The sequence below is a fragment of the Pseudomonas sp. genome (genome assembly GCF_030696055.1).
GTDB lineage: Bacteria > Pseudomonadota > Gammaproteobacteria > Pseudomonadales > Pseudomonadaceae > Aquipseudomonas.
On record NZ_JAUYNP010000314.1, the window covers coordinates 1 to 26,679 of the forward strand.

At 59.8% G+C, this 26,679-nt stretch carries 25 protein-coding genes, 3 tRNA genes and 2 pseudogenes; 17 read left to right on the plus strand and 13 right to left on the minus strand.

The window, feature by feature from the left end:
* Positions 1-110 (plus strand): ATP-binding protein (locus Q8Q83_RS18960; RefSeq protein ID WP_305625708.1); only part of this gene is annotated, 110 nt, incomplete at its 5' end.
* 31 nt (positions 111-141) lie between these two features.
* A pseudogene (locus tag Q8Q83_RS18965) lies at positions 142-297 on the plus strand (ATP-binding protein); the annotation flags it as partial.
* A 184-nt stretch (positions 298-481) separates the two neighbouring features.
* Here the strand turns inward: Q8Q83_RS18965 and Q8Q83_RS18970 are convergent.
* Entirely contained in the window at positions 482-625 is a 144-nt protein-coding gene (locus tag Q8Q83_RS18970; RefSeq protein WP_305625709.1) for a hypothetical protein, read from the minus strand.
* Positions 626-1,156: 531 nt separating this feature from the next.
* The gene (locus Q8Q83_RS18975; protein ID WP_305625685.1) at positions 1,157-2,161 is read right to left on the minus strand and encodes an outer membrane protein assembly factor BamD; all 1,005 of its coding nucleotides are present in this window, start codon (positions 2,159-2,161) and stop codon (positions 1,157-1,159) included.
* A gap of 146 nt (positions 2,162-2,307) precedes the next feature.
* Here Q8Q83_RS18975 and rluD point away from each other — a divergent pair, with 146 nt between their 5' ends.
* From rluD to clpB, 3 genes are all read left to right on the plus strand, one after another.
* Positions 2,308-3,282, plus strand: coding sequence for a 23S rRNA pseudouridine(1911/1915/1917) synthase RluD (rluD, locus tag Q8Q83_RS18980; RefSeq protein WP_305625686.1), 975 nt, complete (start codon positions 2,308-2,310; stop codon positions 3,280-3,282).
* The gene (gene pgeF / locus Q8Q83_RS18985; protein WP_305625687.1) at positions 3,282-4,007 is read left to right on the plus strand and encodes a peptidoglycan editing factor PgeF; all 726 of its coding nucleotides are present in this window, start codon (positions 3,282-3,284) and stop codon (positions 4,005-4,007) included. Before rluD ends, pgeF begins: the two co-directional genes overlap by 1 nt.
* 163 nt (positions 4,008-4,170) lie before the next feature.
* On the plus strand, positions 4,171-6,735 hold the full coding sequence (clpB, locus tag Q8Q83_RS18990; RefSeq protein ID WP_305625688.1) for an ATP-dependent chaperone ClpB: 2,565 nt from the start codon (positions 4,171-4,173) through the stop codon (positions 6,733-6,735).
* Positions 6,736-6,827: 92 nt separating this feature from the next.
* Here the strand turns inward: clpB and Q8Q83_RS18995 are convergent, their stop codons facing one another.
* Complete coding sequence (locus tag Q8Q83_RS18995) at positions 6,828-7,163, minus strand: PilZ domain-containing protein (RefSeq protein ID WP_305625689.1); 336 nt, start codon at positions 7,161-7,163, stop codon at positions 6,828-6,830.
* A 9-nt stretch (positions 7,164-7,172) separates the two neighbouring features.
* The gene (locus tag Q8Q83_RS19000; protein ID WP_305625690.1) at positions 7,173-9,533 is read right to left on the minus strand and encodes a DUF1631 domain-containing protein; all 2,361 of its coding nucleotides are present in this window, start codon (positions 9,531-9,533) and stop codon (positions 7,173-7,175) included.
* Between the two features lie 212 nt (positions 9,534-9,745).
* On the opposite strand from Q8Q83_RS19000, the gene Q8Q83_RS19005 reads away from it, so the two are divergent.
* The 3 genes from Q8Q83_RS19005 (at position 9,746) to Q8Q83_RS19015 (ending at position 9,989) form a co-directional block, all read left to right on the plus strand.
* A tRNA-Asn gene (locus Q8Q83_RS19005) sits at positions 9,746-9,821 on the plus strand.
* 10 nt (positions 9,822-9,831) lie between these two features.
* Positions 9,832-9,908 (plus strand) — tRNA-Pro (locus Q8Q83_RS19010).
* A gap of 5 nt (positions 9,909-9,913) precedes the next feature.
* A tRNA-Lys gene (locus Q8Q83_RS19015) sits at positions 9,914-9,989 on the plus strand.
* Between the two features lie 127 nt (positions 9,990-10,116).
* Here Q8Q83_RS19015 and Q8Q83_RS19020 read toward each other — a convergent pair.
* From Q8Q83_RS19020 to Q8Q83_RS19035, 4 genes are all read right to left on the minus strand, one after another.
* Complete coding sequence (locus Q8Q83_RS19020; RefSeq protein ID WP_305625691.1) at positions 10,117-11,418, minus strand: NAD(P)/FAD-dependent oxidoreductase; 1,302 nt, start codon at positions 11,416-11,418, stop codon at positions 10,117-10,119.
* A gap of 63 nt (positions 11,419-11,481) precedes the next feature.
* The gene (locus tag Q8Q83_RS19025; RefSeq protein WP_305625692.1) at positions 11,482-11,655 is read right to left on the minus strand and encodes a DUF3094 family protein; all 174 of its coding nucleotides are present in this window, start codon (positions 11,653-11,655) and stop codon (positions 11,482-11,484) included.
* A gap of 88 nt (positions 11,656-11,743) precedes the next feature.
* Positions 11,744-12,238, minus strand: coding sequence for an MOSC domain-containing protein (locus Q8Q83_RS19030; protein WP_305625693.1), 495 nt, complete (start codon positions 12,236-12,238; stop codon positions 11,744-11,746).
* Positions 12,235-12,864, minus strand: coding sequence for a DUF1780 domain-containing protein (locus tag Q8Q83_RS19035; protein WP_305625694.1), 630 nt, complete (start codon positions 12,862-12,864; stop codon positions 12,235-12,237). Before Q8Q83_RS19035 ends, Q8Q83_RS19030 begins: the two co-directional genes overlap by 4 nt.
* Positions 12,865-13,065: 201 nt before the next feature.
* Between Q8Q83_RS19035 and Q8Q83_RS19040 the strand changes: the two are divergent.
* Positions 13,066-13,754: pseudogene (locus tag Q8Q83_RS19040) on the plus strand (energy-coupling factor ABC transporter permease).
* Positions 13,755-13,861: 107 nt separating this feature from the next.
* On the plus strand, positions 13,862-14,077 hold the full coding sequence (locus Q8Q83_RS19045) for a hypothetical protein (RefSeq protein ID WP_305625695.1): 216 nt from the start codon (positions 13,862-13,864) through the stop codon (positions 14,075-14,077).
* A 6-nt stretch (positions 14,078-14,083) separates the two neighbouring features.
* Here Q8Q83_RS19045 and yacG read toward each other — a convergent pair whose 3' ends face one another.
* The 5 genes from yacG to pilB form a co-directional block, all read right to left on the minus strand.
* Positions 14,084-14,284, minus strand: a complete 201-nt coding sequence (gene yacG / locus Q8Q83_RS19050) for a DNA gyrase inhibitor YacG (protein WP_305625696.1) — start codon at positions 14,282-14,284, stop codon at positions 14,084-14,086.
* Positions 14,281-14,889, minus strand: coding sequence for a dephospho-CoA kinase (gene coaE, locus Q8Q83_RS19055; RefSeq protein WP_305625697.1), 609 nt, complete (start codon positions 14,887-14,889; stop codon positions 14,281-14,283). Before coaE ends, yacG begins: the two co-directional genes overlap by 4 nt.
* Positions 14,890-15,060: 171 nt before the next feature.
* Positions 15,061-15,933, minus strand: coding sequence for an A24 family peptidase (locus tag Q8Q83_RS19060; protein ID WP_305625698.1), 873 nt, complete (start codon positions 15,931-15,933; stop codon positions 15,061-15,063).
* A gap of 3 nt (positions 15,934-15,936) precedes the next feature.
* Complete coding sequence (locus Q8Q83_RS19065) at positions 15,937-17,154, minus strand: type II secretion system F family protein (RefSeq protein ID WP_305625699.1); 1,218 nt, start codon at positions 17,152-17,154, stop codon at positions 15,937-15,939.
* Positions 17,155-17,157: 3 nt separating this feature from the next.
* Entirely contained in the window at positions 17,158-18,861 is a 1,704-nt protein-coding gene (pilB, locus tag Q8Q83_RS19070; protein WP_305625700.1) for a type IV-A pilus assembly ATPase PilB, read from the minus strand.
* A gap of 290 nt (positions 18,862-19,151) precedes the next feature.
* Here pilB and tviB point away from each other — a divergent pair, with 290 nt between their 5' ends.
* The 7 genes from tviB to Q8Q83_RS19105 all read left to right on the plus strand — a co-directional run.
* Positions 19,152-20,429 carry a Vi polysaccharide biosynthesis UDP-N-acetylglucosamine C-6 dehydrogenase TviB gene (gene tviB / locus Q8Q83_RS19075; protein ID WP_305625701.1) on the plus strand — a complete coding sequence of 426 codons (1,278 nt, stop codon included), beginning with the start codon at positions 19,152-19,154 and terminating at the stop codon, positions 20,427-20,429.
* Between the two features lie 117 nt (positions 20,430-20,546).
* Complete coding sequence (locus Q8Q83_RS19080) at positions 20,547-21,587, plus strand: NAD-dependent epimerase/dehydratase family protein (RefSeq protein WP_305625702.1); 1,041 nt, start codon at positions 20,547-20,549, stop codon at positions 21,585-21,587.
* A 121-nt stretch (positions 21,588-21,708) separates the two neighbouring features.
* Positions 21,709-22,719, plus strand: a complete 1,011-nt coding sequence (locus Q8Q83_RS19085) for an NAD-dependent epimerase (protein ID WP_305625703.1) — start codon at positions 21,709-21,711, stop codon at positions 22,717-22,719.
* A 15-nt stretch (positions 22,720-22,734) separates the two neighbouring features.
* Complete coding sequence (locus Q8Q83_RS19090) at positions 22,735-24,066, plus strand: UDP-glucose/GDP-mannose dehydrogenase family protein (protein ID WP_305625704.1); 1,332 nt, start codon at positions 22,735-22,737, stop codon at positions 24,064-24,066.
* Between the two features lie 175 nt (positions 24,067-24,241).
* Positions 24,242-25,231, plus strand: a complete 990-nt coding sequence (galE, locus tag Q8Q83_RS19095; RefSeq protein ID WP_305625705.1) for a UDP-glucose 4-epimerase GalE — start codon at positions 24,242-24,244, stop codon at positions 25,229-25,231.
* A complete protein-coding gene (locus Q8Q83_RS19100) occupies positions 25,224-26,075 on the plus strand; it encodes an ABC transporter permease (protein ID WP_305625706.1) in 852 nt (283 codons plus the stop codon). The genes galE and Q8Q83_RS19100 overlap by 8 nt, the downstream gene beginning before the upstream one ends.
* 3 nt (positions 26,076-26,078) lie before the next feature.
* On the plus strand, positions 26,079-26,679 hold a 601-nt coding region (locus tag Q8Q83_RS19105; protein ID WP_305625707.1), incomplete at its 3' end, for an ABC transporter ATP-binding protein.

Consider the following 26,679-nt stretch of genomic DNA (forward strand, 5'->3'; position numbering starts at 1 on the left):
AGATGACCACGGCACTGCTCGACCGCATCACCCACCACTGCGACATCCTCGAAACCGGCAACGATTCGTTCCGCTTCAAGCAGCGCAAAAAGGAGATGAAAACCGCCTAACCAACTGGAAAGTTTTGGACGCTGATTGACACTGCTGGATCGGCTCACGCACCACTGTCATATCGTCGAGACCGGCAACGAGTCGTACCGCCTGCAACACAGCAGCTTGGCCGCCCAGTCGCGGATCAAGGCGCGTGAGCAAAAGCGCAAGGATGGCCAAGACGCGTTGGTCGACGAACCGTTTTGACTTGCGCGCATGAAAGGTCTGCTACGGGCTATGTCGGTAGCAGACCTTCATCCGTTGCATTGGGCTATCGAAAAGGAAGCTTTCAAAAGCAGCTCGGCTGCTAGACTTATCCACAGTTGCTGATGCAAAAAACAGCAACCAGCCTTGGGTCAAATTTCAATCGGCAGGGTGGGTCAATATTCAATCAGCGCCAACAGCAGTGGAGGCTGATCACATCCGGCAACACCCGCTCGCCGCGGGTCTGGCGCACCTTGGCGGTAGGCAACAGCACGGCGGCCAGAGCTACCTCATCCAGCGCGGCCAGCGCTGGCCACTCCAGACCCGCCATCCTCTGCTCCCCAAAATCGGGCGAGGGTGACGGTCGCGTCAGGTCATGCGCAATGGGGTGGAAGTATTTCGCTAAGCCGTGACCGCCTGTTTCGGAACAGGCTCGAAATCGGTCACGTTGATAGCGAAATGAGCGGCCACGCGTTAGCGAAATGACCGGTCACGATCTACCGAAACAGCCGGTCACGATGGGCCGAAATACGCAGGCGTACAGCCCAGCGAGCTGAGTTTTACCGCCTGTGCCTGGGCAATCCTGCACTTTTTGCAGACCACCTCCTTGAGCCACTCCTAGAGTATCCCGCCTACCTGGCTGACCTTCATGCTGCGGCCACCCATTACGTCCTCCCACATCGACGGGAGGATCGCTCTTATCCCCGCATGATCAAGCCCAAACTATCGAAGTATCCCGCTAGAACGAACAATGCCAGTCAGCTTAACTGCATGGCATTAGCCATTTGCCTCCCGTTTTATTGCCGCTTTGTCCTGTCCTAACTATGGTTGACACCTATTTAGGACTAGACAGCTCGGCGACTCAGTCAAACAGCCCGAACGTCATATAGCTGAGCCAGGAGCGGCCCTTACTCTCTTCTTCAGCTTCTTCGCTCTCTTCGGCGTTCTCGGCTTTCAGCTCGTCCGGGATCTGCTCTTCGGCGTCTTCGTACTGCTTGATCACGTCCTGGCTGGCGCGGGTTTCGCCCGGTGGCAGCGGGGTGTCGGATTCGATCAGGCCGAGAGTCGCCTTGGCCATCCAGGAGCGGGTGTCGGCTTCTTGCTCGCGCGGTACGAACTGGCCGTCGACCAGGCTCGGGTGGTCCGGGTAGTTGAGTTTGAGGGTTTCCAGGCTGGTGGCGGCCAGCTCGTCCAGAGTCAGGCGCTGGTAGGCTTCGGTCATCACCGCCAGGCCATCGCCGACCGCCGGGGTTTCCTGGAAGTTTTCCACCACGTAGCGGCCACGGTTGGCGGCGGCGACGTAGGCGTTGCGGGTCAGGTAGTAATGCGCCACATGGATCTCATAGGCGGCCAGCAGGTTGCGCAGGTAGATCATGCGCTGCTTGGCGTCCGCGGAGTAGCGGCTGGTCGGGTAACGGCTGGTGAGCTGGGCGAACTCGTTGTAGGAGTCGCGGGCGGCACCGGGGTCACGCTTGGTCATGTCCAGCGGCACGAAACGGGCGATCAGGCCACGGTCCTGGTCAAAGGAGGCGAGGCCTTTGAGGTAGTAGGCATAGTCGACGTTGGCATGCTGCGGGTGCAGGCGGATAAAGCGATCGGCCGCCGACTTGGCCGCTTCCGGCTCGACGTTCTTGTAGTAGGCGTAGATCAGCTCCAGCTGGGCTTGCTCGGCATAGCGGCCGAACGGGTAGCGCGATTCCAGTGCCTTGAGCTTGGCGACAGCGCTGGTGTAGCTCTTGGTGTCCAGATCGGCCTGTGCCTGCTGGTACAATTCGGTCTCGCTCAGATTTTCGTCGACCACCTCTTTTGACGAGCAGGCGGCAGTGAGGGCGAGGATTGCGATCAGCAGCAGGTGTTTCACTTGCATGGCGGCTTGCGTCCCTGTGACGGCGGCTGTCTTGAGCAAAGCCGTCCTGTTATGATGAGCGCCCCAGTAGCCCTGGGGCAAAGACGCCGTATTTAACCACAAGCGTGTAGCCGAAACCAAAGGCTACACCCCCTCCGTTGCCGAGCATGTCCTCTATTAATACCCAGACCATAGAACTGAACGCCGAGGTGCCCACTGAAATGGGCGGTCAACGCCTCGACCAAGTCGCCGCACTCCTGTTCGCCGAGCACTCGCGTTCGCGTCTGTCTGCCTGGATCAAAGAGGGGCTGCTGACCGTCGATGGAGCGGTGCTGCGCCCGCGCGACATAGTCCACGGCGGCGCGCTGCTGGCCCTGAAGGCCGAGCAGGAAGCCCAGGGCGAATGGATCGCCCAGGATATCGAGTTGGATATCGTCTTTGAGGACGAGCATATTCTGGTGATCAACAAGCCGGCCGGCCTGGTCGTGCATCCGGCCGCCGGGCATGCCGATGGCACCCTGCTCAATGCCCTGCTGCACCATGTGCCGGACATCATCAACGTGCCGCGCGCTGGCATAGTCCATCGCCTGGACAAGGACACCACCGGCCTGATGGTGGTGGCCAAGACCATCGAGGCGCAGACCCGTCTGGTCGATCAGCTGCAAAAGCGTACGGTCAGTCGCATCTATGAATGCATCGTCATCGGCGTGATTACCTCCGGCGGCAAGATCAACGCGCCTATCGGTCGTAGCTCCTCGCAGCGTCAGCGCATGGCGGTGAGCGACGGCGGCAAGCCGGCGGTCAGCCATTACCGGGTGCTGGAGCGCTTCCGCTCGCACACCCATGCGCGGGTCAAACTGGAAACCGGGCGTACCCACCAGATCCGCGTGCATATGAGTCATATCGGCTACCCGCTGGTGGGTGATCCGGTCTACGGCGGGCGTTTCCGCATTCCGCCGGCGGCCAACCCGGGCATGGTGCAGAGCCTCAAGGAGTTTCCGCGCCAGGCCTTGCATGCGCGCTTCCTCGAACTGGACCACCCCATCACCGGGGAGCGGATGAAGTGGCAGTCGCCGCTGCCGGATGACTTTGTCTGGTTGCTGACGCTGCTGCGTCAGGATCGCGAGGCCTTTATTGGGTGATGCACGACTGGTTGACGCCGCAATGGCCGGCACCGGCACGGGTTAAAAGCTGCGTCACCACCCGCACTGGGGGTGTCAGCGGTGCGCCGTTCGACAGCTGCAATCTGGGCGATCATGTCGGCGACGACCCGCAGGCGGTGCTGAAGAATCGTCAGCGCCTGGTCAGCCTGCTCGGCTGCAAGCCGGCCTGGCTGCAGCAGGTGCATGGCACGGCCGTGGTCGAAGCCCTGCCGGGGCAGGTCGCGCAAGCCGATGCCAGCTGGACGGCAACCCCGGGCGTCGCCTGCGCCATCATGACCGCCGATTGTTTGCCGGCGCTGTTCTGTGACCGTGCCGGCACCCGGGTGGCCGCGGCCCATGCCGGTTGGCGCGGGCTGGCTGGCGGGGTGCTGGAGTCGACCCTGGATGCGCTGGCGCTGCCGGCGGATCAGGTGTTGGTCTGGCTCGGCCCGGCCATAGGTGCGCAAGCCTTTGAAGTCGGCGCCGAGGTGCGTGAGGCCTTTGTCGCGCAGCACGCCCAGGCCGCCGAGGCGTTCCAGCCCAGCCATAATCCGGGCAAATTTATCGCCGATATCTACCAGCTGGCGCGCATTCGTCTGGCTGCCCGTGGAGTCGAGGCGGTGTACGGCGGCGATTTCTGCACCTTCAGCGATCCGCGCTTCTATTCCTATCGCCGTTCGGCGCAAACCGGGCGCTTCGCCAGCCTGATCTGGCTGGGCAACTGATCCTCATCCAGAACGTGGTTACTTGCGGCCTTACTGATCTCCATCAAGGCCGCCCGGCTTGAAACCCGCACAATCGTCCTCATCTACTCTTCATCTAGCAGGCTCTCTGTATCGGGTGCGGTTCAGCGCACCGACCTGCCTTCTCAGCGAGGGATGACTCTTTATGCGTATCGATCGTTTAACCAGCAAATTACAACTCGCCCTGTCCGACGCCCAATCCCTGGCGGTGGGCCTGGACCATGCCGCCATCGAGCCGTTGCACCTGATGCAGGCCTTGCTCGATCAGCAGGGTGGCTCGATCAAGCCGCTGCTGATGCAGGTGGGCTTCGATGTGGGAAACCTGCGCAAGGCCTTGACCAAGGAGCTCGATCACCTCGGCAAGATCCAGAGCCCGACCGGCGATATCAACCTGTCCCAGGATCTGGCGCGCCTGCTCAATCAGGCCGACCGCCTGTCGCAGCAGAAGGGCGACCAGTTTATTTCCAGCGAGCTGGTGCTGCTGGCCGCCATGGACGAAAACACCAAGCTCGGCAAGTTGCTGCTGGGGCAGGGCGTGAGCAAGAAGGCCCTGGAAAACGCCGTGGCCAACCTGCGCGGCGGCGATGCGGTGAACGACCCCAATGTCGAGGAAAACCGCCAGGCCTTGGACAAGTACACGATCGACCTGACCAAGCGTGCCGAGGAGGGCAAGCTCGATCCGGTGATCGGCCGCGACGACGAAATCCGCCGCACCATCCAGGTGTTGCAGCGCCGTACCAAGAACAACCCGGTGCTGATCGGCGAGCCCGGCGTGGGCAAGACCGCCATCGCCGAGGGCCTGGCCCAGCGCATCGTCAACGGCGAAGTGCCGGATGGCTTGAAGGACAAGCGCCTGCTGTCCCTGGACATGGGCGCGCTGATCGCCGGCGCCAAGTTCCGCGGTGAGTTCGAGGAGCGCCTGAAGGCCGTGCTCAACGAGCTGTCCAAGCAGGAAGGGCGGATCATCCTGTTTATCGACGAGCTGCACACCATGGTCGGCGCCGGCAAAGCCGAGGGCGCCATGGATGCCGGCAATATGCTCAAGCCGTCGCTGGCCCGCGGCGAGCTGCACTGCGTCGGCGCCACCACGCTCAACGAGTACCGCCAGTACATCGAGAAGGACGCCGCCCTGGAGCGGCGCTTCCAGAAGGTGCTGGTGGATGAGCCGAGCGAAGAAGACACCATCGCCATACTGCGCGGCTTGAAAGAGCGCTATGAAGTGCACCACAAGGTGGCCATCACAGACGGCGCGATTATCGCCGCGGCCAAGCTGTCGCACCGCTATATCACCGACCGCCAGCTGCCAGACAAGGCCATCGACCTGATCGACGAAGCCGCCAGCCGCATTCGCATGGAGATCGACTCCAAGCCTGAGGTGCTCGACCGTCTGGAGCGCCGCCTGATTCAGCTCAAGGTCGAGGCCCAGGCGCTGAAGAAGGAAGACGACGAGGCGGCGATCAAGCGCCTGGCCAAGCTCAACGAGGACATCGCCCGATTGGAGCGCGAATACGCCGACCTGGAAGAGATCTGGAAGTCGGAAAAGGCCGAGGTGCAGGGCTCGGCGCAGATCCAGCAGAAGATCGAGCAATCCCGCCAGGAACTGGAAGCGGCGCGGCGCAAGGGTGACCTCAACCGTATGGCCGAGCTGCAGTACGGCATCATTCCGGATCTGGAGCGCAGCCTGCAGATGGTCGACCAGCACGGCAAGAGCGAGAACCAGCTGCTGCGCAGCAAGGTCACCGAGGAAGAGATCGCCGAGGTGGTGTCCAAGTGGACCGGCATCCCGGTGGCGAAGATGCTCGAGGGCGAGCGCGACAAGCTGCTGAAGATGGAAGGCCTGCTGCATCAGCGGGTGATCGGTCAGAACGAGGCGGTGGTGGCTGTGGCCAACGCCGTGCGCCGTTCCCGCGCCGGTTTGTCCGATCCCAATAGACCGAGCGGCTCCTTCCTCTTCCTCGGCCCGACCGGGGTGGGCAAGACCGAGCTGTGCAAGGCCCTGGCCGAGTTCCTCTTCGATACCGAGGAGGCGCTGGTGCGCATCGATATGTCCGAGTTTATGGAGAAGCATTCGGTGGCCCGCCTGATCGGCGCGCCGCCCGGCTATGTCGGCTATGAGGAGGGTGGCTACCTGACCGAAGCCGTACGCCGTAAGCCTTACTCGGTGATCCTCCTGGACGAGGTGGAGAAGGCTCATCCGGATGTGTTCAACGTGCTGCTGCAGGTGCTGGAGGATGGCCGGCTGACCGACAGCCACGGGCGTACCGTGGACTTCAAGAACACGGTGCTGGTGATGACCTCCAACCTCGGCTCGGTGCAGATCCAGGAGCTGGTCGGTGATCAGGAAGGGCAGCGCGCGGCGGTGATGGATGCGGTCAGCACGCATTTCCGTCCGGAATTTATCAACCGCATCGATGAGGTGGTGATATTCGAGCCGCTGGCCCGTGAGCAGATCGCCGGCATCGCGCAGATCCAGCTGGGTCGTTTGCGCCAGCGCCTGGCCGAGCGTGAGCTGAGCCTGGAACTCACGGCTGAGGCCCTGGATAAGCTGATTGCCGTGGGTTATGACCCGGTCTATGGGGCACGGCCGCTCAAGCGCGCGGTGCAGCGCTGGATCGAAAACCCGCTGGCGCAGTTGATTCTGGCCGGTCAGTTCGCCCCCGGGAGCAGCGTCACCGGCAGGGTCGAAGGCGAGCAGATAGTCTTTAGCTAAGTCTGCGTTAGGCGCTAACCCACACCCCGTTACGGCGCAGGCCGAGCGGGGTGTTGTTTTGTGTGTGGGGCTCGGCAGCCTGAATGCAGGCCCTATAGATGCTTAAGCAGTACGTCCAGGGCGGCAGCCTGATCCTCGGCCAGGTCGATGATATGAAAGCCGGCCCAGCAGTGCTGGCCGTTGGCGCCGGGGCGGCTCCACAAACAGTCGGCGGCGAGCCTGATCTCACCCACGCCTTCAATCACCTGTTCGCTGACCAGGCGGCATTCCACCAGTTCGTCGGCGGCCAGCAGCGTATCGCTGAACAGCATAAAACCATCGGCGGAGAGGTCGACCACCCGGCCCAGGCGCCGGCCGGAGTGTAGGTCGAAGATTTCCAGCTGCAACTCGGTGTGGTGTCGGTCGTGCAGGCGCCGTTCGTCACTCATAGCAGTTCCTTATTCTTGGGTTTCGCTGGTGTGCCCGGTAAAGCGCTGCAATACGCGGTAAATGGCATTCAGGGCACGGTCCACCAAGGGGGCGTCGCGTTCCGCGGTAACTATGCGCGCCAGACCTTGCTCCATTTCAGTGGCCAGCAGGTGCAGTGGCTTGATGACGGCGCGCTGACCCGTGTGGTCGACGAACATGTAGTTGTGTGTGGTCGGGCTGAACCAGGACAGCTTCAGCGGGCGCACCTGCTCGCCGCTGGCGAACTCGAACCAGGTGCCGAACTCGATATGCTGCAGCTCCTCGACCAGGGCTTGGGCGCGTGGCGACAGGCTGGATTGGCGTGGCGCCAGGCTGGCCAGGGCGGCATCTTCGCCGAGCATGCTGCCGAGCTGACTTTCCGCCAGCACGGGTTTGAGCCGCTCGGCGATCTGCGGTTGCTTGGCCTGCACCGCATGCTGGCAGGCTACCAGGTCTTGCAGCAGGCGGCGGATGCCGTCTTCGTGATAGCCGCCGAGTAGCTCCAGGCCTTTGCGCAAGTCTTCCAGCAGGGCTACACGCAGGGCCTGCAGGCGCCCACGCCCAGGCTCGTCCAGCGGCGTGCCGCTCCAGGCCAGCTGCTCGGCGACCTCGCTGGCGCGCTGCCATTCGGGGCTGCTGTCGCCGTGGCGCAGCAGCACGAACACCAGCACGTCGGCCCAGGTCAGTTCGAGAAAGTTGCGAATGATGGCCGGTGGCTGGCGGTTGGTCAGGCAAGCGGCAATCACTTCCAGCGCCCGCTGGCGCGCCCCCAGGAGTTTGTCGCGACCCTTGGCGGCTTGCACGGCGCGCTTTTCGCGCAGTTCGACCTTGTGCCTGAGGGTGGCGACAAACTCGTTGAACTCCTCCAGCAGGTTGTCGAACAGTTGCAGGTCGACGAAGAAATCATGGATGACCCGTTCCACCACCCACTGCATTTTCGCCAGCAGGCCGCGTTCATCGCCCTCGCCGCCATAGAGCACGCCTGCCTGGGCCATGGCGTTGAGCAGGCGGCGCGCCGGGTGGTGGTGCTGGGTAAACAGCGCCTTGTCCTGCAGGGCGATTTTCAGGTAGGGCGTGTGCAGGTGGGAGAGGGTGGTCTTGCAGCTGTCGGGCAGGTTGTCGTCGTCGAGAATAAAGTCGAACAGCATGCCGACCAGGTCGATCACGTCGGCTTCTTGATCCGCGACCTTGTGCTGGCTCGGCAACGCACTATGGGTTTGCAGTTGTTGCTGCAGGTCGGCTTTCAGGCCGTCTACCTGTTGCGGGCGCTGCAGGCGTTGCGAGAAGTCGCGGGCGGACTGTTGCTGCATGCGATTCAGGGCTTCGAGCAGCTCGCTGGCGCTGTAGGTGCGCGTGGCCTCGCGCGGGGTAAAGCTGGCAAAGCTGCGGGTGCCGCCGGGCAGGGTGACATCGCGATCTTGCTGGCGGTGCGCGTCCAGCAGGGCGGCCAGGCTGCCCAGCAGCTCGGCGGGGTCGCTGGGCGGCGGGCCGCTGAGGCTGGCGGCAGTGACCGGCGCCTGCTGGGTGGGCTTGCTGTGCGGGCTCGCCGGTGACGGCTGGATGCTGGCGCTGCTGCTCTGTGTTGCTGTCTGGTCTGGTTTGGCCGCCGCCGGCGCAGTGCTGCTGTGGGGTGGATTGGCATTGCGTGGCGCGCTGTACTTGAGATTAGGCAGTATCCCGGCATCGATCAGGCGCTGGTTCAGGTCGGCATAGATGCTGTCCAGGTTGCGCATGACATGGCTGTCGAACAGCGTATAGAGAATGATCTTGATGCGCAGGGGGAAGGGGCAGGGGCTCAGGGCAACACGAAAGGCCAGGGCGATCATCTGCGGGCCAAACGGGTTGCTGTCTTCGCCCAGCTTCTGCCCGTTATTCAGCAAAGCCAAGCGCTGCTCCAGAGCGAACAAGGGTTGCGCACAGCGGGCCTTGACCCGGCTGACCATATTGATGACCTGCAGGCTTTCTTCGTAATCCTCGTTCTGCACCAGGACCAGTTGTTCGGCATCCACTTCGCTGGGACTGACCGGGCGTTTGAGTTTACCTTCGAGGAAGTCGGAAAAATTCTGCGCGATCTGCTGGTGATAGCTGCGCTCGACCTGCGGCCGCTGTTTGCGGATCTCACGCATGCTGTCGAAGAACAGGCTTTGCACCTGATTGCTCTCGGCTTTTTCCGCGCATTCGAACAGGGTGTCGTCAACCTGGGCAAAGACGCCGGTCAGCTGTTCGGCGAGGCGGTTCATCACCAGCTTGCGGCAGCTTTGTACCAGCTCGCCGAAGCGCGGCTGAATACCCCGGCTGGCAAGGGTATGTGGGGTGCTTGGGGTGTGCGGTGGTTGGCCCTGGTTGCTCATGGAGTTTCCTGGCTAAAGCCTTGCGGCTGGTGCGTCCTGTATTGAATGTAGACCTAGCTACATATAGCAGTCTGTCAGGCTGCTGCAAATCATTGTAGTAAAAGCAATTTAAGGGGTTGACAGGGCGCGCTGGAAACGTAAAATGGCGCGCCTCAGATACGGGAAACGGTTTAACCACCAACGCCAATATCTGAGAAAAGAAAGCTAGTAGTTCCGCGATAGCTCAGTCGGTAGAGCAAATGACTGTTAATCATTGGGTCCCAGGTTCGAGTCCTGGTCGCGGAGCCAATCTTTCCATCGGGGTATAGCGCAGTCCGGTAGCGCGCCTGCTTTGGGAGCAGGATGTCGGGAGTTCGAATCCCCCTACCCCGACCACTTTTGGGTCGTTAGCTCAGTTGGTAGAGCAGTTGGCTTTTAACCAATTGGTCGTAGGTTCGAATCCCACACGACCCACCATTTCAAGCACGCTTGAAAGTAAAAAACCCGCCTAGTGCGGGTTTTTTATTGCCTGCGATTTTGTTGTTGAGCGAGTTGTTTCTGTGTGGATGGCTGCGGGCAAGGCCTGGCCTTGCCCGCAGTGGCATCAATGCAATTTCAGGCGGGGCTCGGTGCTGCGGCCGATGCGGTCGCCCAGCATCAGCAGCAGGGTACGCAGCATGCCGTAGAGCGCGACCTGGTGCATGCGGTACAGCGACACATAAAACATCCGCGCCAGCCAGCCTTCGAGCATCACGCTGCCGGTCAGGTTGCCCATCAGATTACCCACCGCGGAAAAATGCGACAGCGAGATCAGCGAGCCGTAGTCGCGGTAGTGGTATTCCGGCAGGGGCTTGCCCTCGATGCGCAGTTTCAGGGATTTGGCCAGCAGCGAGGCTTGCTGATGCGCCGCCTGCGCGCGTGGCGGCACGTTGCGCCCCTCGCCGCTGGGCTGCGGGCAGGCAGCGCAGTCACCAAAGGCGAAGATATTGTCGTCGCGGGTGGTTTGCAGGCTGGGTCTTACCTGCAGCTGGTTGATGCGGTTGCTCTCCAGGCCATCCAGGTCCTTGAGAAAGCTGGGGGCGCGGATGCCGGCGGCCCAGACCTTGAGGCAGGCGGGTATCACTTGGCCTTGCGCGGTATGCAGGGCGTCGCGCGTCACCTGGCTGACGGCGGCGCCGGTGAGTACGGTGACGCCGAGTTTTTCCAGGGTCTTGTGCACCGGCTGGCCGATGCGCTCCGGTAGCGCGGGCAGCACCCGCGGGCCGGCTTCGATCAGGGTGATGCGCATGTTTTCCGGGCGGATGCTATCCAGGCCATAGGCGGCCAGCTCATGGGCGGCATGGTGCAGCTCGGCGGCCAGCTCGACCCCCGTGGCTCCCGCGCCGACTATGGCCACGTTGATCTGCTCGGTGGTGCTGCCCTGGTTGGCGTGGGCACGCAAATAATGGCTGAGCAATTGGTGGTGGAAGCGCTCGGCCTGTTTGCGGGTATCGAGATACAGGCAATGTTCGGCGGCGCCCGGGGTTCCGAAGTCGTTGGTGGTGCTGCCGACCGCAAGCACCAGGCTGTCATAGCCCAGCTCGCGCTCGGGCATCAGCTCCTCGCCATTGTCATCCTGGGTGGCGGCCAGGCGAATCTGCCGTTCGGCGCGATTGAGTCCGGCCATGCGCCCGAGCTGAAACTCGAAATGATTCCACTTGGCCTGGGCCAGGTAGTTCAGTTCGTCTTCGGATGAGTTCAGTGACCCGGCGGCTACCTCATGCAGCAGCGGCTTCCAGATATGGGTCAGGTTGGCGTCGACCAGGGTCACCTTGGCCTGGCCGCGCTTGCCCAGGGTTCTACCCAGACGGGTAGCCAGCTCCAAGCCGCCGGCGCCGCCGCCGACAATCAGTATTCGATGGGTCATTTGATACGCTCACAAGGTTTTTAAAAAAACAGCGTGAGTCGACCTGGGCGAGCGCCATGCAGCTCATAGCACCAGTCGACTCAGAAGACGGCTTAACAGGCCCAGGCCAATCACTGCGATAAAAATGACCAGCAGTAATCGCCATACCTTGAAGGGTTGACGCTCAACCTGGTGCTGCGGGGCACTTAGATACTGGGCGACGCGTTCTTGGTCGTCAGGGCTCAGGCGGCTGGACATGGTGAACCTCGCAGGCTTGGACCGGGTTACCAGCGGCTGGGCTGGATGGCGCTCGGTCGATAAGTGGTGGGCATTCTAGCGGTGGGTCTTATAGGGGCTCAACGCAGCGGTCGTCATTCAGACAGATAATGCCGCCTTGTAGCACTCGCGCAGCAATGCCGCCATGGCCGCGTACGGCTTGAAAAGCGCCTGGGCCCAGGCGCTCCTCCAGGCGCGCGCAGGGTTGGCACCAGCCGGTGGTCTCCAGGAGTGCCTGGCCGATGCGAAAGCGCCGCCCTTTCAGGCTGAACAGGTTGATGCCGCTGATGGCGATATTGCGCCGCAGGTCTTGCGGCGTGATGGCTTGTCCGGTTGAGCGCCCTAGCTGCGCGCCGATCACGGCCAGGTGCTCCCGATGGATCAGGGTGACCTGGCGCGCGTTACGCGGGCCGGGGCGGCTGTGGTCGCCGGTCAGGCCGGCTTCGCGGCGCGCTTCCACTGCTTTCAGCTCGAGCATGCCGGCGCGCGCTGTGGGGCGTACGCCTATCCCGCGCACTTGGCCTTGTTGCGGCACGGCGGCGAGCAGTTGCTGCCGTGGGCTCACAGGCTGATTCCGACATCGAAGAGCACAGTGCGGCCGAGGTTGCTGCGCAGGAAGTCCGGCGCATCCGGGTGGGCGAAGAGCACCCGGGCGAAGCTCGGGCCGACCAGGGAGAGCGAGCGCCAGCCCTGGCGGAGGAATTCAGTCGGTGGCGGGAAGTGGCTGTTGAAGTCGGGGACGGCGCGTTTCAGATTGACGAAGGCGAGCAGATCCAACTCGCCCAGATCGAGACCGCGTTCGCCGTAGTTGTGCGCCTTCTTGCGCAGCGTCGGGGTCAGGCGCTGCAGCAGTTCGCTCGCCCCTATACGCCTGGGTTTGGCCTCGCGGCGCACCAGTTGGCTGAGGGAGAAGGCGCTGCGGCGGCGTTCCAGTTCGGCGCGCCATTCGTCATTCAGGCGGCGACCTTCGTCCAGGACGAAGAACACCTCGAAACAGGCGTCGCGAAACAGCACGTCCGGCGGTTCTGGCCGGGCGGCGCTGAACTCCTCGATACGGTGGGCAACGTTCAGTGCCTGCAGCAGGCGCTGACAGACCCAACGCTCACGTTCCCATTTGCGAGCATTGGAGAGGAAAGCATTGGCTTGCTCGGCCTGGTGAGTAAGCAGGCGCAGATAATCTGAGTCGTCCATATCGCCAGCTTAGCCTGCGTGACCGGGTTGTTGGTATCCCTGCTGCGTTGGGCTTCATTGGGGTGGTTACGCGGCGATGGTTGGTGCTGGCGGCCGTAGTGGGAGGCGCAGTGTAGACTGGGGCGGCCAGCGCTGTGTAAAGGGCGCGAGGCGCTGCTGCATATTCTTTGGCCTGTGTCGTTCTGGGCTGGGAGCCTGCCTATGATAGGTGCTGAATTGCTTTCGCCCACCACCCAGGTGGCCGGCTGGGTGCTCTATCTGCCCATGTTGCTCTGGGCGCTGTGGCGTTCGCCCTAGTTGGAGCTGTGCAGCGATCTGCGCCGCCAGCACATAGTGGGCGGCACGACCTTGGCGCTGTTGCTGTTATGGCTGGTGCGGCGTGATTTTGACTCGGGGTTGTCCTATCACTTTATCGGTATGACCGCGGTGACCCTGTTGCGGGACTGGCCCTTGGCACTGCTGGTCGGGTTTCTCGCGCAACTGGGTATGCTGGCCCTGGGGCGGCAGGATCTGGCGGCCTTGGGTGTCAATGGTGTGCTGCTGGTGCTGATTCCGGTGTGGCTAAACGAAAGCTGCGCCTTGTTGGTCGAGCGCAGGCAGCCGCGCAACCTGTTCGTCTATATCTTCTGCAGTGGCTTTTTCGCCGCGGCCTTGGCTGCATTGCTGTGCATAGGTGCGGGCTTTGCTGTGCTGTGGATCGATGGCCTGTTCCCGATGCCGCCCTGGCTGGGGGGGGGCTTGGCTATCTGTGGCTGGTGATTTTCCCCTAGGCCTTTATCAACGGCATGTTGGTTGCGGCCCTGGTGGTGTTCTACCCGGACTGGTTGGAAACCTTCAATCGCACGCGTTACCTGGCGGCACCCTGGAAGGGGGATGATTCCGCTGAGTGATGACCCGGGCTGCGGCGCATCTATTAGGTTGGTCTGCTTGATCCAGATCAATGGCCGGCGCGAGCTGTTTGGCACTCTCGGAGGCAAACAGAGACGGAGGCGTCGATATGGGTGTGCACGAATGGGCCAGGCAGGACCTTGAGCGGAGTGTGCAATGTGCGCAGGAACAGGGCTTTGATCCTGCGTTGGCCCTGCGCGCTCTGCTCAGTGCGGTAGTTGAGCGCAGTCGCTTGCAGCGTGACGGCGCAGATCTGGCCGCGGAGCTGCAGTTTCTCGCCGACAACCTGGACGATGAACGCGACTACGGCTTTATGCGGCCATAAGTGCGATCAGTGTTCGCGGGGCGGTAGGTCGCCTGAGAACAGGTCGTCTTCCAAGGGGTTGCCGGGGATGGCGTGATCTTCCGCTGCCCAGGCGCCGAGGTCGATCAATTTGCAGCGCTCCGAGCAGAATGGCCGGCTGGGACTCTGTGGGCCCCATTCGACAGGGGCGCCGCAGGTCGGGCAGGCGACGATGGTAGGTGTGCTCATGCTTGGCCTCCGCGTAGGGTCAGGTAAAAATTGTGCAGGCGTTCGACCTCGGCTTGCAGCCAGTGCAGATCGCGATCATTCAGCAGTACATCGTGGGCATGCTTAAGCCGTTCGGCACGGCTGGCTTGCGCCTGAAGAATGGCTTGCACCTGTTCCGCCGAGCTTTGGTCGCGAGCGATGGTGCGCTGTATCTGTAGCTGTTCGGGGGCGTCCACCACCAGCACGCGCTGGGTCAGCTTGTATTGGCCAGACTCGATCAGCAGCGGCGAAACCAGGATCGCATAGGGTGATTCTGCGCGCGTCAGGTGCTGCATGATTTCCTGGCCGATCAATGGATGCAGCAATGTCTCCAGCCAGCGCCTGTCATCGGTATTGGCAAAGATGCGGGCGCGCAGGGCGCTGCGATCCAGCTGCCCATCGGCTTGCAAAACGTCGCTGCCAAAGTACTCGACTATCTTGCTCAGGGCTGGTCGCCCCGGCTGAACGACCCAGCGCGCCGCGTGATCGGCATCGACCAGATGCACGCCGTGCTCGATAAAACACTGCGCGACCGCGCTCTTGCCGCTGCCAATACCGCCGGTTAGGCCAAGAATCCAGGGTTTCATAATCAGCGTGCGACTCTTGTATGGCGTGACAGAGTCGCGATTGTAGTGCAGTCGCTGGCTGGCTGGCTAATGGGCGGCTGACGCTCAAGGCGTGTGCAGCTTTGGCGTGTGAGTGGCGGGTGATGCAGGAGTGGCTCAGGCCGCTCCTATATAACCGCTGTACAGGGGGCGTTAACGAAATCCGGCGATCTGCAGGTAGCTGGTGGTGATCTGATCGCCCCACAGCAGTGCTATCCAGCCGGCAATCGCCAGGTAGGGACCGAAGGGGATGGGTGTGCTGGTTTCGGCGTTGCGCAGACGCAGCATGATCAAACCCAGCACGGCTCCCACTAGTGATGACAGTAGGATAGTCAATGGCAAAACCTGCCAGCCACCCCAGGCGCCGAGCATGGCCAGCAGCTTGAAGTCGCCATAGCCCATGCCTTCCTTGCCGGTGATCAGCTTGAACAGCCAGTACACCGACCACAGGCTCAGGTAGCCGGCTACTGCGCCCCACAGGGCATCTTCCAGGCTGGTAAACAGCCCGAAGTGGTTGAGGATCAGGCCCAGCCACAACAGGGGTAACACCAGGGAGTCCGGCAGCAGCTGATGATCGGCATCGATCAGGCTCATCGCCAGCAGTCCCCAGGTCAGTACCAGCATGCCAGCTGTTTGCCAGGTAAAACCGAAGTGCCAGGCGATATAAGCCGACAGCAGGCCACAGCTCAGTTCGATCAGGGGGTAGCGCTTGCTGATCGGAGTTTTGCAGCTGGAGCACTTGCCGCGCAGAAACAGGAAGCTGATAACCGGGATATTTTCCCAGGGCTTGATCTCATGACCACACTGCGGGCATTTCGAGTTGGGTAGAACCAGATTGAAGGTTTCCCCTCGGGCTTCTGCCGGTAACTCAAGCACTTCGCGGGCCTGCTCGCGCCAGTCGCGCTGCATCATTACGGGTAGGCGATAGATCACTACGTTGAGGAAGCTGCCGATCAATAAACCGATGAGCAGCGCGCATAAAACAAAGGCCAGCACATGGCCGGCCAAGAAATCTATCACTGACATAGGTTAAACAACGGCACCGAGTTGGAAGATGGGCAGGTACATGGCGACGATCAGGCCGCCAACAAGGACGCCGAGGACGGACATGATTAGTGGCTCCATCAGGGCTGTTAGACCGTCGACTGCGTTGTCTACCTCCGCCTCGTAATAACTGGCCACCTTGTCGAGCATCATATCCAGTGCACCGGACTCCTCGCCAATCGCAGTCATCTGCACTGCCATGGAAGGAAATACCCCCGTGGATTTCATTGAGAAGTTCAGTTGCATACCAGAGGTGACGTCCTGCTTGACTTTATGCACCGCGTCCTTGAACACGATATTGCCGGTTGCACCTGCCACTGAGTCCAGTGCCTCCACCAGCGGCACGCCAGCAGCGAAGGTAGTGGCCAAGGTGCGGGCATAACGTGCGACAGACGACTTGTAGATGATGTCACCGACAATGGGAGCTTTTAGCGCCACGCGGTCGATCCAGTTACGGAATTTCTCGGAGCGCTTCTTGGCTTCCGTCAAGGAAACAATCGCGGCAAATATTCCGAGTAGGAAAATAAACCACCATCTTTGCATTACCTGGGATATGCCGATAACAAACTGGGTGAATGCCGGTAGCTCTGCACCAAAGTTGGCAAATACCGATTCGAATTGCGGAACCACCTTAATCAGCAAGATAGCCGAAACGATAATGGCGACCACTACCACCGCGATCGGGTAGTTCATGGCTTTTTTTATCTTGGCCTTGAGAGCTTCGGTTTTTTCTTTGTAGGTGGCTACTCGGTCAAGCAGATTTTCCAGCGCGCCGGCCTGTTCGCCCGCATCTACCAGGTTGCAGAACAGGTCGTCAAAATACTCGGGGCGGGTGCGCAGGGCGGCGGCAAAGCTATTGCCCGATGCCACATGCTGTTTGATGTCATCAACCAGCTTGCGCATGTTTGGGTTATCAACGCCTTCGCCGATGATGTCGAAAGACTGTAGTAGGGGCACACCCGCCTTCATCATGGTGGCCATCTGTCGTGCAAACAGGGCGATGTCCATGGGAGTGATTTTTTTGCCGCGACCAAATATCGACTCCGATTTTTTGCGAACCTTGGTCGGGTTGATGCCTTGTTTACGCAATTGCGCTTTGACCAGCGCAGGATTTTGACCGCTGGTCTCGCCCTTTATCTTGGCGCCTTTTTTATCGGTGCCTTCCCAGCTGAAGGTGCTGGTTTTTATTGCTTTCACGGCCATCGGTTAGTCCTTTGTCACGCGGTTCACTTCTTCGAGGCTGGTTACACCTTGCATAGCCTTCAGCAGAGCTGAGGTACGCAGATCATTAAAGCCGTCTTTACGCATCTGCACGGCAATATCAATGGAGTTGCCTTCCTCCATGATAATCCGTTGCAGGGCAGGCGTGTTTTTAACCACTTCATAAATACCGACACGACCTTTGTAACCGCCGTTGCAGTTTTCGCAGCCAACCGGGCCATAAATCTTGAAGGTACCAATCTTGTCTTCCGGGAAGCCTTCCTCGAGCAACGCCTCGCGCGGGATCTGCACCTCTTTCTTGCAGCTGCTGCACAGCTTGCGTGCCAGGCGCTGGGCGATAATCAGGTTGACCGAGGTGGCAATGTTAAATGAGGGCACCCCCATATTGCGCAGGCGCGTCAGGGTTTCCGCGGCACTGTTGGTGTGCAGGGTGGACATCACCATGTGGCCGGTTTGTGCCGCCTTGACGGCGATGGAGGCGGTATCCAGGTCGCGGATTTCGCCGACCATGATGATGTCCGGGTCCTGGCGCAAAAAGGCTTTCAGCGCCGCCGTGAAGTCCATGCCTTGTTTGGGGTTGACGTTGACCTGATTGATGCCTTCCAGGTTGATCTCCACTGGGTCTTCGGCGGTGGAGATATTCACATCCACGGTGTTCAGGATATTTAGGCCGGTATAGAGCGACACGGTCTTGCCCGAGCCAGTGGGGCCGGTGACCAGAATCATGCCCTGAGGTTGCTTGAGGGCCGCCATATACAGATCTTTTTGCGACGGCTCATAGCCTAGTGCGTCGATGCCCATTTGTGCGCTGGTTGCGTCGAGAATCCGCATCACGATCTTTTCGCCCCACAGCGTGGGGCAGGTGCTGACGCGAAAGTCGATGGACTTGTTTTTCGAGATGCGCATCTTGATCCGACCATCTTGCGGCTTGCGTCGCTCGGAGATGTCCAGGCCGGCCATGACCTTTAAGCGTGCCGATATGCGCGGTGCCAGTTGCACGGGGGGGCGGGCAATCTCTTGCAGAATGCCGTCGGTGCGAAAGCGCACGCGGTAGTTTTTCTCATAAGGTTCGAAGTGCAGGTCGGATGAGCCACCTTTGATGGCATCCAGCAGCATCTTGTTGACGAAGCGCACGACCGGGGCATCGTCGGCGGCATTACCTTCCCCCTTGTCTTGCGCGTCATCATTAACTGCCTCGACGTCCAGGCCGTCTAGGTCGACGTCCGCCAAGTCCTCCATGCCGCTGCCAGTGCTCTCGTTGAATTTTTCGATAGCGTCGCCGAGTTTGTCATCCTCAACCAGGATCGACTCGGTCGTCATTCCGGTGGAGAACTGAATATCCGTTACCGCCTGATGGTTACTTGGATCCGATACGGCGATAAACAGCTTGTTGCCGCGGCGCCACAACGGCAGCACACGATGCTGCTGAATGAGTTTTTCGCTGACCAGGTCTCTGGGCTGAGCCTCTTTATCGATACTGCTCAAGTCGACAAATGCCACCCCGAATTGCTCAGAGGCGAGCTCGGCGAGGGCGCGACTTTTAACCAGCTTGTTCTGCACCAGATAGGTCACCAGCGAAAGCTTGTTACGCTGGGCCTGCTGCTGAGCTTGTTGAGCGGTTTTTTCATCCAGCAACTCGGCCAGGACCATCTGTTTGGCCAGGCCGGAGAGCGATACGCTGTCATTCATACAATTTTCTCGATTCGGATGCCTGCCTTATAGCGCAGCCGATAGACGCTGCCAAATGGTGCGTTCGCTATCGGCTGCAGCAAGCATCGCCTGCGCCAGTACGCATTTTGCAATGGTTTAGTTGGACATTAGTAAAAACTCTACCCACTGTAGGCCAGCTTAAGCTGGTGATTATTGATCCAGGCTGCATTTAAGAAGTGTAGGGCATTGTAATGCGCTTCAACCAAGCCACGTGAGCGGGTTTTTACGCGTCAGGTTAATATTGTGTTAGTGCACCCTAAGGACATCAAATGAGTGAGCATCGCCCCCTGCAAATAGCGGTTGTAGGCCTGGGTTATGTAGGGTTGCCACTGGCTGTGGCCTTTGGCAAGGTATTGCCCGTGCAAGGGTTCGATATCAATTCCCAGCGGATTCAAGCGCTGCGAGAGGGGCGGGATTCGACTCTGGAAGTTAGCCCGGATGAGCTGGCCGAGGCCCGCCTGCTGAGGTTCACGGACAAGCCAGAGGATCTGGCGGCCTGCACCGTGTATATCGTTACGGTGCCAACCCCGATAGATGCGCACAAGCGCCCCGATCTGAGTCTATTGCTCAGTGCATCGGCGATCATTGGTGCAGTGCTTTCGCCAGGCGATCTGGTGATCTACGAATCGACGGTCTACCCGGGGGCGACCGAAGAAGAGTGCGTGCCTGCCTTGGAGCGTGCCTCAGGTCTGCGCTTCAATAAGGATTTCTTTGTCGGGTACAGCCCGGAAAGGATCAACCCAGGGGACAAGCAGCATCGCATCACCACTATCAGGAAGGTCACCTCCGGTTCGACACCCGAGGTGGCCGAGCAGGTTGATGCACTCTACCGACGGATTATTACGGCCGGCACCCACAAGGCGGCGAACATCAGGGTCGCCGAGGCCGCCAAGGTGATCGAAAATACCCAGCGCGATGTGAATATCGCCCTGATCAATGAGTTGGCGATCATTTTCAACCGCCTGGGGATCGATACCCAGGCCGTGCTGGAGGCAGCAGGGACCAAGTGGAATTTCCTGCCTTTCCGTCCAGGCCTGGTCGGCGGGCATTGCATTGGGGTCGACCCGTATTACCTAACCCACAAAGCCCAGGCCATCGGCTACCACCCAGAAGTCATCCTGGCGGGGCGGCGCTTGAACGATGGCATGGGCAGCTATGTGGTGGCGCAGCTGGTCAAGGCCATGATTAGGCGGCGAATCCAGGTCGAGGGTGCGCGGGTGTTGGTCATGGGGCTGGCGTTCAAGGAGAACTGCCCGGACCTGCGCAATACCCGGGTTATCGACATCGTGCGCGAGCTCGGTGACTACAACGTGCAGGTCGATGTCCACGATCCCTGGGTGGGGGCTGAGGACGCTCAGCGGGAATATGGGCTGCAACTGGTCGCGCAGCCAGAGGCCGGCGTTTACGACGCAATTATTCTGGCGGTGGCCCATAAACAGTTCATGGCCATGGGGGCCGAGAGCATTCGCGTACTGGGTAAGCCGGCGCACATCATTTATGACCTCAAATATCTGCTGCCAGCCGAAGATAGCCACCTTAGGCTATAAACGGTTTGTCGGGTGCGCTGCAGCCGCTTCAGTTGGGCTCACGCATGGCTCTGCGTATCACCAATAATGCTCGGCGCAGAGTCTGAGCATTAACTTTAGCAGTTTGAGAACAGCCACATGACGGCCTATCAGCACCTGCAGCAAACATTGCAGCAAGCCCCCGCGACCTGGTTGATTACCGGGGTTGCAGGGTTTATCGGCTCGAACCTTCTGGAAACCTTGCTCAAACTTGAGCAGCGGGTGGTTGGGCTGGATAACTTCGCCACAGGGCACCGGCGTAATCTGGAAGAAGTGCGGCATCTGGTGACGGCTGAGCAGTGGGCGCGCTTTCACTATATCGAAGGTGACATCCGTAAGCTGGAGGACTGCCGTCGGGCGCTTGAGGGCGGTGATGCCGCACCAGTAGAGCATGTGCTGCATCAGGCGGCACTGGGGTCGGTACCGCGTTCATTGGCGGATCCGCTGGCTACCAATGCCACCAACATCGATGGTTTTCTCAATATGCTGGTAGCGGCTCGAGATGCCGGTGTAGGGAGTTTTACCTATGCGACTTCCAGTTCGACCTACGGCGATCATCCTGCTCTGCCCAAGGTCGAGGAACATATAGGCAAGCCCTTGTCCCCTTACGCGGTCACCAAGTATGTCAATGAGCTTTATGCCGAGGTGTTCGCTCGCAGTTATGGGTTTCCTTGCATTGGCCTGCGTTATTTCAACGTTTTCGGCCGGCGACAGGACCCGGAGGGAGCTTATGCCGCGGTGATTCCGCTCTGGACTGCCGCAATGATTGCCGGCAAGGCGTTGTTCATCAATGGTGATGGCGAAACCAGCCGCGACTTCTGCTACGTGGACAATGCCGTGCAGGCCAACCTGCTGGCTGCCACGGCTCCCGCGCAGGCGCGCAATCAGGTCTATAACGTGGCGGTGAGTGGACGCACTACGCTGAATCAGCTGTTTGCCATGTTGCGCCAGACCCTGGCGGAGAATGCCCAGGCCTATGCGTTGGAGCCCCTCTATCGCGAGTATCGCCCAGGCGATGTGCGCCATTCGCAGGCGGATATCGGCAAGGCCGTACGTCAGCTGGGCTATGCCCCTGCTTTCGATCTTGAGGCGGGTTTGCGCGATGCCATGCCCTGGTATGTCGATTTCCTGCGTGGCTGAGGGCTGTTGCAACCGCCGATCTGGATGCCAGGCACGGAGGTACAGGCTGTATCGCTGCTCGGCAGCGGCATAGATCGGGTTGTTCGAGGTTGTGTGAGTCATTACCGGGAGATAGGTGAAAATGCGGGTTCTAGTTACCGGTGCCGCTGGTTTTATCGGTTTTCATGTCGCCAAGCGCTTGGTTGAGCAGGGCTGCGAGGTGGTTGGTATCGACAACCTCAACGACTATTACGATGTAGCCCTCAAACAGGCCCGCCTGGCGCAGCTCAAGCCCTTGGCAAACTTCCATTTCATTGCACTGGATATTGCGGAGCGTGGTGCGCTGGAGCGGCTTTTCCGTGAGCAGGCCTTTCAGCGGGTCGTGCACCTGGCGGCGCAGGCCGGTGTGCGTCACTCCCTGGAAAACCCCCATGCCTACGTCGACAGTAACCTCGTGGGCTTTGTCAATTTGCTCGAGGCTTGCCGACAGAACGCAATCGAGCACCTGGTCTACGCCTCGTCCAGCTCGGTCTATGGGGCCAATGAGTCAATGCCTTTCAGTACCCGGGATAACGTAGACCATCCCTTGTCCTTGTATGCCGCTACTAAAAAGGCCAATGAGCTGTTCGCGCATACATACAGCCATCTATTTGGTCTGCCGACTACCGGCCTGCGCTTTTTTACTGTGTACGGTCCATGGGGGCGTCCGGATATGTCGCCTTTCCTGTTCGCCAGGGCGATTCTGGCCGGGGAGCCCTTACGAGTGTTCAACCATGGCCGGCATCGCCGCGACTTTACCTATATCGACGACATAGTCGAAGGCGTCGTGCGTTGCCTGGCGCGCATCCCGCTGGGGAACCCTGCCTGGTCTGGCGTGGCTCCTGATCCGGCCAGCAGTCGGGCCCCCTGGAAGCTCTATAACATCGGTAATAGCCAGCCGGTTGAGCTGCTGCGCTATATCGAATTGATGGAGCAGGCCTTTGGTCGTTCCACGGTGAAAGAACTGCTGCCCCTGCAGCCGGGCGATGTGGAACATACCTATGCCGATGTCGACGAACTGATTCGGGATACCGGCTATGCGCCCGACACACCACTTGAGGTCGGACTCCAGCGTTTCGCGGAGTGGTATCGCGGTTACTACGAACTTGATTAGTCGGAGCGTGACAGGATGAAACTGGCCATTTTCGGCACAGGTTATGTGGGGTTGGTGACTGGAGCCTGTCTGGCCGAGATGGGTCATGGTGTGCTGTGCGTGGATATTGACCAGGCCAAGCTGGACAGGCTGCAGCAAGGCGAACTGCCAATTTGGGAGCCTGGCCTGGAAGATATAGTCGTGCGCAACCTGCAGGCAGGCAATCTGGGTTTCTCCAGCGATGTGGGGCGGGCGGTCAGCCATGCTCAGGTGCTGTTGATCGCCGTAGGTACGCCGCCGGACGAAGACGGTTCTGCCGACCTCAGTCATGTACTGGCAGTAGCCCAGAGCGTTGGCGAGCACATGGATGGCTATCGCCTGGTGATCAACAAGTCAACGGTGCCGGTAGGCACTGCGGACAAGGTTCAGCAGCGTATCGCCGAGGTGTTGGCCGGGCGCGGCCTCGTCCTGGACTATGACGTGGTCTCGAATCCTGAGTTTCTCAAGGAGGGGGCAGCGGTCAATGATTTCCTCAAACCAGACCGGATTATCGTCGGTACGCGATCCGAACGGGCCAGGCAACTGGTGCGCGAACTGTATGAGCCATTCAATCGGAGCAATGATCGCACCCTGTTTATGGATGTGCGTTCGGCCGAGCTGACCAAATATGCGGCCAATGCCATGCTGGCCACCAAAATCAGCTTTATGAACGAAGTGGCAAACCTGGCCGAGCTGCTCGGTGCCGACATTGAAGAGGTGCGCCGCGGCATAGGCTCGGACCCGCGCATTGGCTACCACTTTATCTATCCAGGCTGCGGCTATGGCGGTTCGTGCTTCCCTAAGGACGTCCAGGCCCTGGCGCAGACAGCTCGCCAGGTGGGCTACCAGGCCGAGTTGCTAATGGCGGTAGAGGCCGTGAATGCTCGGCAAAAGACCCGTTTATTCGCCAAGCTGATCAAGCATTTCGGCGGTGTCGAGGCACTCAAGGGGCGCACTTTCGCGCTATGGGGGCTGGCCTTTAAGCCCAATACCGATGATATGCGCGAGGCCCCCAGTCGCACCTTGATGGAGGCGCTATGGCAGGCCGGTGCCTCGGTGCGGGCTTTTGACCCGGTGGCGGCCCCGGAGACCGCGCGACTCTATGCCGGACAGCCAGGGCTGAACCTCTGTCGCGACAAATACAGCGCCCTGGAGGGGGCCGATGCCCTGCTGATCTGTACCGAGTGGCAGCAGTTCCGCGCCCCGGATTTCGATGAAATGCAGAGCCGGCTGAACGCCAAGGTAATAGTGGACGGTCGCAACCTCTACCATCCCGAGCGCCTGCAGAGTGACGGCTGGACTTACTACGGGGTTGGGCGGGGGCTTTAGTAAGGGAACAGCGTTACTTCTGTGTACAGGCGCGCAATGGGATTTGCTCCCGCTATGCGAGAATGTGCCAACGGAAAGCCTGCAAAGGGGCTCCGTTGATCAGTGCGCAGCCAGGTTGTCCCATAGCGGCGCTAGGCAGTTGCACGAATAATTCGCTGCCAAAGGTTACTACACGATGAGCGTTGTCCTCGTTACTGGCGGTGCCGGTTATATTGGTAGTCATACCTGCAAGGTTCTTGCTCTGGCAGGTCATACCCCCATCAGCTATGACAATCTGGTTTGCGGCCATCTCCGGGCAGTCCGCTGGGGCCCATTGGAGGTCGGCGATATTTCTGACCGCCTCAGGCTGGATGAGGTGTTAGCGCAATATCGACCCGAGGTCGCGATACATTTTGCGGCCTCCAGCCTGGTGGGGGAGTCGGTGCAGAACCCTGGGAAGTACTATCGTAATAATGTCCTGGGCTCTCTCAATCTCCTTGAGGCACTTCGCGACCATGGCATTGACAAGCTGGTCTTCTCCAGTACGTGTGCAACCTATGGTATGCCCGTTTATACCCCTATTGACGAGCAGCATCCGCAGCAACCGATCAATCCCTACGGCGCTTCTAAGTTGATGATCGAGCGTATGTTGCAGGACTTTGACGTCGCTCATGGCCTGCGCTCCATCAGCTTGCGCTATTTCAATGCTGCAGGTGCCGATCCTGAGGGGGAGATTGGTGAGGCGCATGATCCAGAAACCCACTTGATACCTCTGGCTCTGCAAGTCGCTCTAAGTCAACGCGAGCACCTTCAGGTCTATGGCGTGGATTATCCAACGGCCGATGGCAGTTGCATCCGTGACTATATCCATGTGACTGACTTGGCCAGGGCCCATTTGCAAGCGCTGGGATTGCTGCTAGAGGGAGGGCAAAGCGATGCGTTCAATCTGGGCAACGGTCAGGGGTTTTCTGTTCTTGAGGTGATTGAGCAAGTGCGCCGCATTACTGGGCACAGCATTCCGTTTGAAACGGTAGATAGGCGAGTAGGTGATTCGCCAATATTGACTGCCCAAACGGAGAAAGCCCGTCAAGTGCTCGGGTGGCAACCACAGTTTTCTGATCTTGGGTTGATCATCCAGCATGCTTGGGGCTGGCAAAAAAAAATGGAACCCGACTGCTATGAATAAGCTTGATGTCACCATCTACACGCCCGCCTCCTCTTTGCGTCATCCCGCCAAACTTGTGGGTGAAATGTTTTACGACCTCTGGCGTGGTCGTGAGTTGGCCTGGCGTCTGGCGGTGCGGGATATCAGTGCGCAGTATCGTCAGGCGGCCTTGGGGGTGTTGTGGGCTTTTATCCTGCCGTTGGCCAATACGGTGACCTGGTTGTTTCTAAATAGCGCCGGCATTGTCTCTGTTGGTGAGACGGTGTTGCCCTATGCCGTCTATGTGTTTACCGGCACCATGCTCTGGGCCATCTTTATGGATGCGCTCAATGCCCCCTTGCAGCAAACCACTGCAGCCAAGGCCATGCTGGCCAAGATCAACTTCCCTCGAGAGGCGTTGATCGTTTCCGGTATTTATCAAACCCTGTTCAATGCCGCGATCAAGATGCTGCTGCTGCTAATGGCGCTTGTGGTGATGGGGATTTATCCCAGTTGGAGTTGGTTACTGATGCCCTTGGGCGTGCTCTCCCTAGTGCTTGCCGGTATTGCCCTTGGGTTGCTGATAACACCAATTGGCATGCTCTACAGCGATATAGGCAAGGCTTTGCCGTTGCTGATGCAATTTATGATGTACCTGACCCCCGTGGTTTTCCCCATGCCCACGGCAGGGCTTGCGGAGAAGGTTTTTCAGTGGAACCCCCTGACTCCGCTGATCCTCACCAGTCGTGACTGGTTGACCGGCATGCAGCCCGACTATCTGGGCTACTTTGTTGCAGTCAATGCGGCGTTGCTGCTGCTGCTTTTTTTGGTGTGGGTGGTCTACCGTGCCGCCATGCCTATTCTGATCGAACGTATGAGCGCCTGAGTGATGAGCGAAGCCTTGGTTAAAGTCGACGGTGTCTCCAAGAAATTTTGCCGTAGTTTGAAGCGTTCGCTTTGGTATGGCATGCAAGATCTTGGAAGTGAGCTAATAGGTAATCCGCATGGGGGCGGTGGCGATTTGCGCAAGGATGAGTTCTGGGCGATCAAGGATGTTAGTTTCGAACTTAAGCGCGGCGAGTGCTTGGGTTTGATTGGCCGTAACGGTGCAGGGAAAACTACTTTGCTACGTATGCTTAATGGCTTGATCAAACCCGATCAAGGGCGGATAGAAATGCGTGGGCGGGTAGCTGCGCTGATTGCGTTGGGGGCCGGATTTAATCCTATTCTGACCGGTCGCGAAAATATTTATGTGAACGCTTCAGTGCTCGGGCTCAGAAAAAGAGAAATAGATGAAAAGTTCGAAGAGATAGTTGAGTTTGCGGAGTTGGGGGAGGTTATTGATGCACCAGTACAGAGCTATAGTTCTGGAATGAGTGTTAGATTGGGTTTTTCAATCGCGGTGCGCATGGACCCTGATGTTTTGATAGTTGATGAAGTTCTGGCTGTTGGTGATATGGGCTTCAGGTCGAAGTGTTATAACGAGATTG

Bases quoted from the DNA above. Each gene is read 5' to 3' on its own strand.
- Q8Q83_RS18970 (WP_305625709.1), bottom strand. From the start codon at position 625: ATGGCGGGTCTGGAGTGGCCAGCGCTGGCCGCGCTGGATGAGGTAGCT.
- Q8Q83_RS18975 (WP_305625685.1), bottom strand. From the start codon at position 2,161: ATGCAAGTGAAACACCTGCTGCTGATCGCAATCCTCGCCCTCACTGCC.
- rluD (WP_305625686.1), top strand. From the start codon at position 2,308: ATGTCCTCTATTAATACCCAGACCATAGAACTGAACGCCGAGGTGCCC.
- pgeF (WP_305625687.1), top strand. From the start codon at position 3,282: ATGCACGACTGGTTGACGCCGCAATGGCCGGCACCGGCACGGGTTAAA.
- clpB (WP_305625688.1), top strand. From the start codon at position 4,171: ATGCGTATCGATCGTTTAACCAGCAAATTACAACTCGCCCTGTCCGAC.
- Q8Q83_RS18995 (WP_305625689.1), bottom strand. From the start codon at position 7,163: ATGAGTGACGAACGGCGCCTGCACGACCGACACCACACCGAGTTGCAG.
- Q8Q83_RS19000 (WP_305625690.1), bottom strand. From the start codon at position 9,533: ATGAGCAACCAGGGCCAACCACCGCACACCCCAAGCACCCCACATACC.
- Q8Q83_RS19020 (WP_305625691.1), bottom strand. From the start codon at position 11,418: ATGACCCATCGAATACTGATTGTCGGCGGCGGCGCCGGCGGCTTGGAG.
- Q8Q83_RS19025 (WP_305625692.1), bottom strand. From the start codon at position 11,655: ATGTCCAGCCGCCTGAGCCCTGACGACCAAGAACGCGTCGCCCAGTAT.
- Q8Q83_RS19035 (WP_305625694.1), bottom strand. From the start codon at position 12,864: ATGGACGACTCAGATTATCTGCGCCTGCTTACTCACCAGGCCGAGCAA.
- Q8Q83_RS19045 (WP_305625695.1), top strand. From the start codon at position 13,862: ATGGGTGTGCACGAATGGGCCAGGCAGGACCTTGAGCGGAGTGTGCAA.
- yacG (WP_305625696.1), bottom strand. From the start codon at position 14,284: ATGAGCACACCTACCATCGTCGCCTGCCCGACCTGCGGCGCCCCTGTC.
- coaE (WP_305625697.1), bottom strand. From the start codon at position 14,889: ATGAAACCCTGGATTCTTGGCCTAACCGGCGGTATTGGCAGCGGCAAG.
- Q8Q83_RS19060 (WP_305625698.1), bottom strand. From the start codon at position 15,933: ATGTCAGTGATAGATTTCTTGGCCGGCCATGTGCTGGCCTTTGTTTTA.
- Q8Q83_RS19065 (WP_305625699.1), bottom strand. From the start codon at position 17,154: ATGGCCGTGAAAGCAATAAAAACCAGCACCTTCAGCTGGGAAGGCACC.
- pilB (WP_305625700.1), bottom strand. From the start codon at position 18,861: ATGAATGACAGCGTATCGCTCTCCGGCCTGGCCAAACAGATGGTCCTG.
- tviB (WP_305625701.1), top strand. From the start codon at position 19,152: ATGAGTGAGCATCGCCCCCTGCAAATAGCGGTTGTAGGCCTGGGTTAT.
- Q8Q83_RS19080 (WP_305625702.1), top strand. From the start codon at position 20,547: ATGACGGCCTATCAGCACCTGCAGCAAACATTGCAGCAAGCCCCCGCG.
- Q8Q83_RS19085 (WP_305625703.1), top strand. From the start codon at position 21,709: ATGCGGGTTCTAGTTACCGGTGCCGCTGGTTTTATCGGTTTTCATGTC.
- Q8Q83_RS19090 (WP_305625704.1), top strand. From the start codon at position 22,735: ATGAAACTGGCCATTTTCGGCACAGGTTATGTGGGGTTGGTGACTGGA.
- galE (WP_305625705.1), top strand. From the start codon at position 24,242: ATGAGCGTTGTCCTCGTTACTGGCGGTGCCGGTTATATTGGTAGTCAT.
- Q8Q83_RS19100 (WP_305625706.1), top strand. From the start codon at position 25,224: ATGAATAAGCTTGATGTCACCATCTACACGCCCGCCTCCTCTTTGCGT.